Source organism: Candidatus Harpocratesius sp. (genome assembly GCF_054039255.1).
In genome coordinates this window covers 1-10,949 of sequence record NZ_JBPLBG010000054.1, presented here as the reverse complement: position 1 = coordinate 10,949, position 10,949 = coordinate 1, and the positions used below count along the sequence as shown (strand labels likewise).

General features: G+C 28.4%; 10 protein-coding genes. 1 reads left to right on the top strand and 9 read right to left on the bottom strand.

Features of this window, described 5'->3' with window-relative positions:
• From ACXLDF_RS13285 to ACXLDF_RS13260, 6 genes are all read right to left on the bottom strand, one after another.
• Positions 1–468, bottom strand: a 468-nt coding sequence (locus ACXLDF_RS13285; RefSeq protein WP_457559022.1) for a hypothetical protein, incomplete at its 3' end; no start/stop codon positions are given.
• A gap of 134 nt (positions 469–602) precedes the next feature.
• Positions 603–737: a hypothetical protein gene (locus ACXLDF_RS13280; protein ID WP_457559021.1), complete on the bottom strand. Its 135-nt coding sequence runs from the start codon at positions 735–737 to the stop codon at positions 603–605.
• 1,097 nt (positions 738–1,834) lie between these two features.
• Positions 1,835–4,354 carry an ATP-binding protein gene (locus ACXLDF_RS13275; protein WP_457559020.1) on the bottom strand — a complete coding sequence of 840 codons (2,520 nt, stop codon included), beginning with the start codon at positions 4,352–4,354 and terminating at the stop codon, positions 1,835–1,837.
• 32 nt (positions 4,355–4,386) lie between these two features.
• Positions 4,387–4,965, bottom strand: a complete 579-nt coding sequence (locus ACXLDF_RS13270) for a hypothetical protein (RefSeq protein ID WP_457559019.1) — start codon at positions 4,963–4,965, stop codon at positions 4,387–4,389.
• Between the two features lie 368 nt (positions 4,966–5,333).
• The gene (locus ACXLDF_RS13265) at positions 5,334–5,843 is read right to left on the bottom strand and encodes a hypothetical protein (RefSeq protein ID WP_457559018.1); all 510 of its coding nucleotides are present in this window, start codon (positions 5,841–5,843) and stop codon (positions 5,334–5,336) included.
• A gap of 288 nt (positions 5,844–6,131) precedes the next feature.
• Positions 6,132–7,028, bottom strand: coding sequence for an HFX_2341 family transcriptional regulator domain-containing protein (locus ACXLDF_RS13260; protein WP_457559017.1), 897 nt, complete (start codon positions 7,026–7,028; stop codon positions 6,132–6,134).
• Positions 7,029–7,313: 285 nt separating this feature from the next.
• Here ACXLDF_RS13260 and ACXLDF_RS13255 point away from each other — a divergent pair, with 285 nt between their 5' ends.
• On the top strand, positions 7,314–8,300 hold the full coding sequence (locus ACXLDF_RS13255) for a CRISPR-associated protein Cas4 (protein ID WP_457559016.1): 987 nt from the start codon (positions 7,314–7,316) through the stop codon (positions 8,298–8,300).
• A gap of 212 nt (positions 8,301–8,512) precedes the next feature.
• Here ACXLDF_RS13255 and ACXLDF_RS13250 read toward each other — a convergent pair whose 3' ends face one another.
• The 3 genes from ACXLDF_RS13250 to ACXLDF_RS13240 form a co-directional block, all read right to left on the bottom strand.
• A complete protein-coding gene (locus ACXLDF_RS13250; protein WP_457559015.1) occupies positions 8,513–8,986 on the bottom strand; it encodes a 6-pyruvoyl trahydropterin synthase family protein in 474 nt (157 codons plus the stop codon).
• Between the two features lies 1 nt (position 8,987).
• The gene (queC, locus tag ACXLDF_RS13245) at positions 8,988–9,671 is read right to left on the bottom strand and encodes a 7-cyano-7-deazaguanine synthase QueC (protein ID WP_457559023.1); all 684 of its coding nucleotides are present in this window, start codon (positions 9,669–9,671) and stop codon (positions 8,988–8,990) included.
• Positions 9,672–10,016: 345 nt separating this feature from the next.
• Positions 10,017–10,949, bottom strand: a 933-nt coding sequence (locus ACXLDF_RS13240; RefSeq protein WP_457559014.1) for a hypothetical protein, incomplete at its 5' end; no start/stop codon positions are given.

The window sequence follows — 10,949 nt, the reverse complement described above, 5'->3', positions numbered from 1 at the left end:
CTCTGTATAGCGGTTTTTTTGCAAGTTTAACTCATCAATATCAAAATAAGGCATATTAGAACTCAATTCTATTCTATTATTTTTTACAACTGAATAGAGAAAACCTTTAGAAGAATAGTCATCGTCTTTATTAAAATCAATTTCTAACAAATTTTGATCATTTTTTCTTTCAAACGGAATTTCTTCAATTTCTTTGCATGCAAACAGTCTAACTTTTTGTATCTCTGCGGGCCATCCAGTAATTTTTTTCACACTGCATTCATGGAGTTCAAGCTCTTTACAATTTTCAAACACAGAAAAATCGACAATTCCATTAGGAAATTTAGTATGATAAAATTTTAACTTATAAATCCCTTTAATGTGTTTAAATTCTTTTATATTGAAAATTTCCTGATAACATTTAACTTTAAAAAGATCTTTATTAATGATATTTTGTTCATATTCAATAGAATTTTCTTCAGAATTCATATTCTATTCATCATTTCCATATTTGGCTTATATATACAAAAAAAAATTTTCCTAAAAAATGATTATTAACTTGAGATTTTTAAATTTACTCCAAACTTATTCACACTTTTTTCATTCATAAAGAAAAGGTTCACCTATAAAGCTACATATGTCCCGTAGGAATTCTTTGTATTTGTCAGCTGCACCTTGAAACGCAGAATTGTGCTCGGATTCATCCCTATAATATTCATATAATTTAGAATAGTAGGTAAAGTAATACCGATAGGCATTTTGAAGCATTTTAAATTGCGGCTTGAAATTCTGGCTTGGATTTTCGATATTTTCGAAAAATTCTTTTAAATTTTTTTTGAATTCAATGTGGCCATTTACGTCAAGATTTGGAATAAAATGTGTTACGATATTTTCTTTACCTTTAAATAGATAAGTATAACCAGATTTAACATCGCAACCTAAAACGCCGAAACTTTTTATTAAGACAGTAATCGACCTTTGACTTTATCCAATTCTTCTATTCGATAGAATTTTTATTGATTTTAGCATGTTTGCAGTGCTTATTGCAAATATTCTGAAGTTTTGCATACGTTCTAAAACATATGCAGCATTTAAGGTTATTGTAGATTTCGTAAATAGACAAAGAAGTGATTCTATTCTTGAATTTAAATGTCCTCGCTCTCAAAAAGCAATTTTTGAATAAAACAACTTATTAAAGGCTCTAAAATTGCGAGCAGTTAAGGTTACACTCCCTACAGGAGAGACTGAAGTTTTAATTACAAATTTGTTCAGTGAGAAGAAATATCTTGCAACATGTTTTAAAGAACTTATTTTAAACGATGGCGTGTGGAAGTTAGTATTAGCTTTCTGAAAGTTTTCATATCGATTGATAAATTCTCTTCTAACAATTTTCAGTTCCTTTTGCAAGATTTTTTACTCTTGCATATTTTTATATTCATTTTGTGAAATCTTAAAGAAAGAAGAGGACAAGCTTGCAAAAGCAAGAAAAGAAGCTAAAAAAAGGAAATATGAATATGAAGTGAGTATTGCTGGCTTGATCACTGCAGTACAGAATTACATAATTGAATTAATGCTTCTCCCTGATCTTGATCTTAAAATAATATATCAAAGGCTTTAACATTGGATTCAAGCAGAATTAAACCCTATTCGCGATAATCAAAGCTTTATGCGACCTAGTAAGATCGATTCAAAGAGTTTAGTGTATCGAATAGTCTCAAAAAGAGCGTATTCATGATTTAAACTTAAAAAAATAAATTTGATGTGAAGCAGACAAATATATAATTTCATAACATAGTGACATTGTTTCTTCCCTAATATGAAGTGCGAGTAAGTTTTAGACAATCAAATTATCTGTTTAGCATTTAAAATTAGTTGATTTAATGCTTTCATAAAGGGTTAAACCCATATTTGTTAATTTAAAAGAAGTTTTTTCAAGAACTAAATAACCTCGATTTTTTAACTCATTAACCATCTCATTAAACTTGCCTTTATCTAAAATTGCATTTGGTATTATTACATTTTTAATAACTGTGGCTTTTGTAAATTTATTCTTGTAACGAATATGATCTTCTCTAGTTTGTAAATACTGACATAAAGCACATAATTCAAATTTATAAGGTTTGAAATAAGGGTAATTATTTATCCAACTTTGAGTTTCTTCTAAAGTTTCCTTTTTATCTTCCCAATCTGATTCAAATTTATCTTCTTTAAAATTTGTTAAGGAAGTTATTGTTTTTGTTTGCGGAGTAAAATTTTTTATATCGGTAAATTTTGGTTCTGATTTCATTTTATCTGATTTAAATGAAGAAACTGTGATTTTTGTCTTAATTCTTTCCAATGTTAGAGTCGTTGCTTTTATTGAAGGTTCTCTATAGGATAATTGTTTTACTTCATGTAAAAATGATTCAGGTGTTTGTCCTAATATAGATTCAATACAATATCTTGCAGATTTTTCATCATTTTTCTTATGTCCTAGAGTGTGCCCTATAATGTCATAAAATAAAGCTAAAAAGTATAAACAATTGATTTGATCAATTTTTAAACTTGGATATCGAATGCGTTCTGGATAATTTAGCTCTATCTCTTGAATTTTTTCCTTCGCTTTTGGACTTAAACCTTTTCCTGTAATTATAAAATAAATAAAATCGGTATATTGATATTGAAATAATTCGATTGATGATTCAATCTCGTTTAAATCCACAAAAGCATTATCTCCATAAGCTTTAATTTGAAACTCAATATTTCGGCGGAATTCTGCTCCTAAATTTCCCAATATTCTAACGAGAACATCAGGTCTTCTTTTATGACCTGAAAAAAGGATTGTGGGATTATTTTCAACTGAAGTTATATCGCTAATTGAATTATTCATCAGACATTTCCATGCTTCTTCAATTCCTGTCTCAATTGCACTTGATCGTGCTGAATTTGAATTAAATCTAAGAGGTTTCTCAAATTCTTTTCGAATAATATCCCAATCAAATTTGCGAAGAGTTTCAGCATCTACTTGATTACTATCAAAACTTCTTATTTCTCTCATATTTTCGAAAATTGTTTCGAGTTTTGGGATTCTTCTATAATGTTTAAAATTAAACCACATCTCCTTTAAAAAAACAATTGATTCTCGTAAATTACGATTTTTATAGCGATATACATATAAAAAAGTGTTAGGAGAAAATGGATAGAAAGGTGCAATTGGGGATACATCTGCTGAATAGTTATTCCAAAACCTAATCATTCGATTTTTAAATACTTGAATGAGTTCATTGACACCTAATGAAGATAGAATCATTGTCTCTAAAAATTCTGATATTTGACTCTGCAAATCGCTTTTATTTTTTAAAGCTATATCAAATTGTTCCCAATCTTCAGTTGTCGATATAAACACGAAAATTGTATAATGCAAATTATTTCGCAAATTTACAAATAATTTACCCAACTGGTAAAAATAATTTTCTCTAAGATTTGGAGGGCTTTTTGCTATTTCATCTATTCCAATTAAGAGTATTGGTTGTTTTTTTGTACAACATGCATAATAACGCATAATATCATTAAAAAAACGAATAATTTCGCCATTATTATGGAAAACTTTCTTTGATCCTCTTAATATTTCATCTAAATAATCTTCTGGATCTGTTTCATCTAATACACGGAAAAGATTGGCAATTCTAGACGTATCTTTCCGACTTATTTCGTAAGTTTTTCTATTAATTATTGATTTAAAAGATGGACGTAAATTACGAGATTTTTGTCGAAAATATGATTGAAGCTTAGGAACAATCTGTGCAGCATTATCATAAATAGGTTTAATTATCGTTTGTAATTGCACATAACTAAAATCTTGCTCTAAATTGGTATTAGGCCATATAATTTGTGCTATTTCTTTCGGATTCTCTTTGAAAAGATGAAAAACAATTTGAAATGCAACATATTCTGGAAGACTAAGATCATTGCCTAATTCTGTTTCAAAATTTGCCCTAATTGTATCCATTAATTGATACCAGATATCTTTAAATTCCAACATTTGTTCAGGAGCATCAAAATAAGTTGAAAAAATATCGTTTTCTTCCGATATGTAATCTGTATTATCTGATTTTTTTGCTCGTTCTTTTTCAATTGATTGTTTCAGATAATTAAATAGTGTTGATTTTCCGACTCCTCCAGGCCCTTGTAATCTAACTGCCCGACTTATACCATGTTGCAAAATTCTGTTAATTTGTTGTTTAAAAAAAGCTAATTCTTTTTGTCGGCCAACGAAATCTGTTACTGGTTCACCTGGAACATATGCAGATAAACCAAATGGATCCAACGCTGTTTTGTAAATTATTCTATTCATTCTTTCGCGTTTTATATGATCTGGCCAGGACAATGTGCACATACTTGATTTCAACTTTTTATCGATTTTGTATTTCAACGTCGAATAATTCGACCTATCTTCCCATTTATCTTATTTATCGATGTTCCTTCAGAAACATCTAATCTTTCATCATCAACTAATTCCAAAACTGTATGTTCAATATCTTTCCAAAGAAAACGATTAAGTTTTGATATATTTTTTAGTTCATCCACTGAAATTGATTCGCCAGGCTTTATTTTTTTTAGAATGATTTGAGATATTGCTTTACTATTAGAATTTCCATGAGAATGAATCGGTGATACCAACCTTGTTTCCAATATCGACACTTTATTCATAAGATATTTAACTTGAGATTCAAGATTTTGAACCCTTTTTTCCAAAATAGGACTGCTTTGAGTCGTGATTTCTTTCATTTTAGGAGAAATTTCTCTTACTTTTGGAGATGCTGATGTTTTAGGTTCGATATTTTCCAATATATGTTGAACTTCATTATAATTTAAACGTGCTCTTTGCAGTTCTTCAATAAATTCTACCTTTTTCCGTTTTTTTATATTTAGATTAAAATACTTTGAAATTTCTCGTAATTGAGACATTTTATATTTTTTCCATGGAATGGTCTTTTTAGAAACCATGTAATCACTCTACTAAATTAAGATCTCGTCACTTAACATTTACATAAAGATATTTATAAAGATATGGTGATATGGTGCTTTTCTTAATATCTCTATAATATTTTTTTTTATCAGAAAATAGAAGGATTTTTTCAACAAAAATATATACAACAATATCCTTTTCATTCAAGATTTGCGGACATCGCGATTCTTTTAGATAATGAAATAGTTATCGTTGAAAAAGAATTAGTTCCTTTAGAAAAAACTCACATTTTGCAGTTAATTGGATATTAAGAAGATATTCATGAAAAATTCAAAGAAGTCAATAACATCCAAGGAATTTTATAAGGATATCCTCCAACTCAAGAGTTAGAAAGCGTACTTGCAGTTTACTTTAAATAATCATTAAAAATCAAAAGATAATCTTCCATCGAATCATTAATTTTCTTTATTGTCCATTTTCCACAGTGATTTACTTCAGGAATAAATGCATCATCTGAAACTAATAAGTGTGCATACGAATCAATAAATCCAAAAGGTGGAAGAGGTTCCTCTCCAATTTGAGGTTGGAATATAAATTCTCCCTTTAATTGTGATGAATCTTGAGCAGAACTCCTTTTTATTTTATCTTGGATATATTCATTCTTTAGATTTTTGCCAAAAAAAGCAATACAATATTCAGTTCCTCCATTTTTCAACGATTTATAAGTTTCTCCAATACACATAAGCACATTTCTCATTTTTTCGGGTTCTAATAATTGAAAAAGTTTTGCTTTTGCAATGTTTCCAGGAGTATCTCCTAAATTTTTAAGATTATGTAATTTAAAAAGCACTCCTATTCCTTCATACTTTCGAAAAGATTTAGCAATTTGATTTAAATAAAGATCGATTAAGCTCATAATTTTTCATCATTTCTATTGATTTTTTATTAAAAGTTTTTTTCTCTTTCTCTTAAAAAGACTATGTAATTTTATTCACTTCTAAATATAAGACTTATCTGCCCTCTTGTAAGATAAAATCTGGAAAAGGAGAAGTGAAGAAAATCTAATTTCAATGTATAAAAATTAAATATTAAATTCAAAGATAATTTTTTGGATACATTTTACTATGCATTACGCAAAAGTTGAGATATAATGTAAAATCTTCATTTTTTTCATAGAAAAATTTATCACTCATTATCTTAAGATTTATTTATTTTCACCAATATGCAAATTCTTCGCAATCAACGCCATAATTATCCCTTGTTCGGTCAATTTGAACATCTTCTCCCGATTTTTCTTTTCTATTTTAATAAATTTGCGTTCATCTAGAAGATTTACGTGATGTAAATATTTCATTTTAATCGCGCGACCTTGGTTTACTGTTTTATTATCCATTTTCTCTCCTAACCCGTTTAAAATATCAAGATAACTGACCCAATTTGATTGAATTTCGCCCTTTTTATCTTGCATCTCTGCGTATTTTAAGATTTCACAAATAAATCTATTGGCCAAATCGCTTAGTTTTACGCTCTTAATTACAGGAACATCTACAATCTCGTAACCATCTTTCCCAAAAGTCAAACCATTTTTTTGATAAATATCTACTATGCTTTCTCGGGTCTGTGTTTCATCAAATAGCAAATTAATTGTGTAATTGCTTGATGAAACGTAAAATAGATGGATCCTATCAGGATCGAATGAAGCTACGATCATTGCTGCTGTTGCAAATAGTTTACTTGCTGTTCCTATGTTAATCCAAACATTTTCAACTGTTCGATCATCATTTTCAAGTGCAAAAATCTCCTTTAATACTTCTGTTAGATTTTTAATACATTTAGTATATCTAATGAAGGAACATTCCCGAATAAAAACTTCAGCAATCATTTCATAACTTTCTTTTACCTTTCTTGCAAAATTTTTTGATATATCGACAATTACCTGATCCTTCTTGTATTTTGCTTTCGATTTTTTCTTTTTGTAATCGTCTTTTTTTATCTCACTTTGGAGTACATAAAGAATATTACAAGGATAAGCGCGCAAACCACGCAGAATTCGTTGATACTCGAATCCTACAGGACAGATGTGAACTTTCAATTTTTCCATTTTCCAATCAATCCGGTTATTTATTTTTTTTTGCTATTTATTTTTATCTAATTTTTGCTTTTTCCTGAGTTTTTTCCTGTTTCTAATTCTACATGCATACAGCACTATATTAATAATGAAAACAATACAATATAATTATTTTACTTATAATATATTAAGTAATATATTTTGATTAACATTATAGTAAAAATATTATATTTTTCATATCAATTGTAAACATTTATATTTTACAAATCTATAATATTTATAGAGTCGATTTTTGTCGATTCGAAGGAGGAGAAAAAATTGTCCCAACAAACAAAGCAAAAAAATAAAAATATAAACAGCGGAAAAAATTTTTTTTCAAAAAAGGGAAGAACAACTTTAAACTTTTCAATAGGTGAATTTCTCGATTATTATATGAAGAACATAAGAAAATTCATCCGATTTAATTCACAATCTCAATATGTTAGAAAATCAAATTATTCTAAACAAAAAACAAGCAAAAAGAGAAAAATTAATCGTAATATTTTTAATCAAACTAATACGCTGTATTTTGAATATCTTCATGGATATATTAACCAAGGAATAAATTATGACAATTTAAGTGAAAAAGAAAATCTCTTTATTCACAAACAAGGCGGTATGATTGTCCATTCGATAATTAAATCATTTATTCAAAAAAAACTACCTGAAATTTCGGAGAAACTAGGAAAAAACCCAGATGATTCTGAAGTTTTGAAACAGGTAAAAGAAAATACTGTGATATTAATATTTGAAGAATATAATAAATTAAAAAAGAAAAAACCTGAAATAACTAAAATTAAAGATGAACTTTTATCATATGTAAAGAAAGCGCTTGAAGGATTTTTGTCAAATCTATATACTGAGTACAAATCCGATAAACGTAAAATTGGACAAGGTTTTGATTTTTTCCAATTTGTTAATGATTACATGCCTTTATATCAAGAATGTCAAATGAATTTTGAATATAATGGTGTTAATATTTTTTTCAAACCAGATTTGATAAGAAATCGTGACGGCTTAAAAGTTTTAATTGATTATAAAACCGGTAATTACTCATCAAATCGATTTGAGAAAGATGAACTACAAATATTACTGTTTGCATGGTGTTTAGAGCAAAAAATGGGTTTTAAAGTTGATAAATGCGAAATTCATTATCTCAGCCAAAAAAACTTAAAAACTGTTGGTCTTAACAGGTGCAAAATAAATCGAATAGTGACCGATTTGAATGTATTTATTCATAGAAAAAAAAAAGTAATAAGTTTCTAAGCAATGAGATATTTTATTTTACAAAATTTCTTATTTCTTATTTCTTATTTTTGATTCTTGGATTATTACTGAGATGTTTATTGACATATAAAATACTGATCTGAATAAAGACATCAGCGAGACCTAGAAAATTTTTATCAGAATATTGGCAGTGAAAATTGAAAAATAATTGAAATAAATAAAGCACCTAAAAAAGATAGAGCAAATTCTCTTTACTCTTTATAAATTGCGATAGATCCTTCAGATTCAGCAACTTCTACTTGTAATTTATAACTAGAAAACTGCTTTTTCAAAAGTTTGAAGATATATTCAGCCAGTAATTCAGCAGTAGTAGCCGATATGGGTAAGAATCTTACATCAATCTTTGGAAAGATGTAGCGCTTTCCATTAAAATATACTTCGATTTCATCAGCAAGATCAACAGGTGTTTTTATTTCTTTAATATGGATAAATTTACTTTTTGCAGGGAGTAAAACTGCATGATCTAATCCAGATATAATATTGCTAAGGTGGGATTTTATTTCATAAAAATCAACTACAAAAAAATGCTCATTTAGTTCACCAGTAAGTTCTACATTTACTGAATAATTATGACCATGCAGCCTCGAGCATTTATCATGTTGATAAAGAAAGTGAGAAGCGGAAAATTTCAAACGTGGATCAGAAATTCTTACAGTAAACGGCATTTTAATCATTACCTTTCTTGATAACTTCATATGAAAGTGGATCTACAGCATTATTGGCTGCAAATGCTTTTAATCGTTCATCACAACTTCCACATTGGCCACAAGCTAATTCTCTTCCTTGATAACAAGTCCAAGTTAATGAGTAATCAACATTTAATTCTAGGCCTTCTTTAACAATATCTGCTTTAGATATATTGAGATAGGGCACTTCTATTTTGATTGGCCAATAATGACAAAGTTTTGCAACTTGTTGCATAGCAGATACGAATTCAGGTCGGCAATCAGGATAAATTGCATGATCTCCAGAATGTGCACCATAATAAACAGATTCGGCGCTAATTGATATTGCATATGCTAAAGCAAGACTTAACATAATCATATTTCGATTGGGAACAACAGTATCCTTCATAGATTCACCATCATATTCCCCATGTGGGATTTTTGTTTCAGATGTTAGTGCATTTTTACCGAATATTCCCGCTTTTGTTATTTTTTCTAAAGAAATTATTTTATGTGGAAGATTGAATTTTTCACAATTTTTTATTGCAAATTGGACTTCCTTTACATGTTTCTGTCCGTATTGAAATGTAATACAATAAATCTCTTTTCTCTCTTTTAGTAGGCGATATAGCAATGTAGTAGAATCAAGTCCACCTGAAAGAATTAAGACAATACGATTGTTTATCAAATTTTCATCGTTTATATAATGTAAGGAATTCATATAGCTAATTGAATTAAGCCTGATTTATTGATTTTGATACTATCAATCTAATTTTAAAAATAAAAACAGTTCTCAATTATTCGACTAGAATCAAATCCTTTAAAAATTGAAATATTGAGGTTATTCATTCTGAAAAAAAAACTAATTTACACTAACAACTTGAAAATTTTAAAAAAGCCTATTAATTATTCTTGGAAATCAAATAGATAAAGAGAAAGAGAAAGAGAAAGAGAGAGAAAGAAAAAGGAATATAAAAAAAAAGAAATATAAAGAAAAAGGGATATAAAGAAAAATAAAGAAGAAAAAAGACTAAAGCATCAATTTAAATTTCTTTCTTTTAAGGAACAGATATAAAGTAATAATACAGCTAATTGTGATAATAATTAGAGAATTGAAAGAATATCCTGGAATTGAAGCAAATGGACTTGTGAATGATTCATCATCTGAAGTGTTATCACTAGAAGTACTAGTTGAATTATTGCTTGAAGTAGTTGTATCATCCGTTGTAGTATTAGTAGATGTTTTTTCGATAATTTCAACTCTAATACTTGAATTCCCTATCAGTCCTTCTTTTGTAAAGAAAAAGATACCAATTTCATATAATCCAGGATTCCAATTGATTATCAAATAAGAAATTTGTTGTTCGCTTTGATATATACCTGTAATTAAAGTATTAAATTCAGATAATTCAATTATTTGATACGATGTTGGAGTATATCCTTCGGGAACATAAGCAGTCCACCAAATTGATGCTGAACTATCTTCATACATTATAATATCATCAGATTTTGTTATTCTAATTTCTGGAAATGGGAAAATTTCAACTGTAATATTACAAAAACCTGTGATATTTTCAACTGTATAGAAATATGCACCGATACAGTAAAGTCCTGGAGACCAACCAGTCATATCGAAATTAACAGCCGTGCCATTGAAATAAATTGAGTCGCCTGATAAAATTGTGCCACCACCCCACACATCTACTATTTCGTAGTTTGCTGGTGTTAACGCACCATATAAATAAGGAGTCCAAGAAAGAATTAAAGTCTGATTGAAATTTGCTGATAAATACGTGGGTTGTTCAATGTAAATTTCTGGACTTAAAACATCAAAGATTTCAACTGTTATATTGCAAAAACCTGTGATATTTTCAACTGTATAGAAATATGCACCGATACAGTAAAGTCCTGGAGACCAACCAGTCATATCGAAATTAACAGTTTCAATGGGACAACTGTTAAT

Excerpts from the sequence above, each read along its gene's own strand:
- ACXLDF_RS13280 (WP_457559021.1), bottom strand. The coding sequence starts at position 737 with ATGCCTATCGGTATTACTTTACCTACTATTCTAAATTATATGAATATT.
- ACXLDF_RS13275 (WP_457559020.1), bottom strand. The coding sequence starts at position 4,354 with ATGTGCACATTGTCCTGGCCAGATCATATAAAACGCGAAAGAATGAAT.
- ACXLDF_RS13270 (WP_457559019.1), bottom strand. The coding sequence starts at position 4,965 with ATGGTTTCTAAAAAGACCATTCCATGGAAAAAATATAAAATGTCTCAA.
- ACXLDF_RS13265 (WP_457559018.1), bottom strand. The coding sequence starts at position 5,843 with ATGAGCTTAATCGATCTTTATTTAAATCAAATTGCTAAATCTTTTCGA.
- ACXLDF_RS13260 (WP_457559017.1), bottom strand. The coding sequence starts at position 7,028 with ATGGAAAAATTGAAAGTTCACATCTGTCCTGTAGGATTCGAGTATCAA.
- ACXLDF_RS13250 (WP_457559015.1), bottom strand. The coding sequence starts at position 8,986 with ATGCCGTTTACTGTAAGAATTTCTGATCCACGTTTGAAATTTTCCGCT.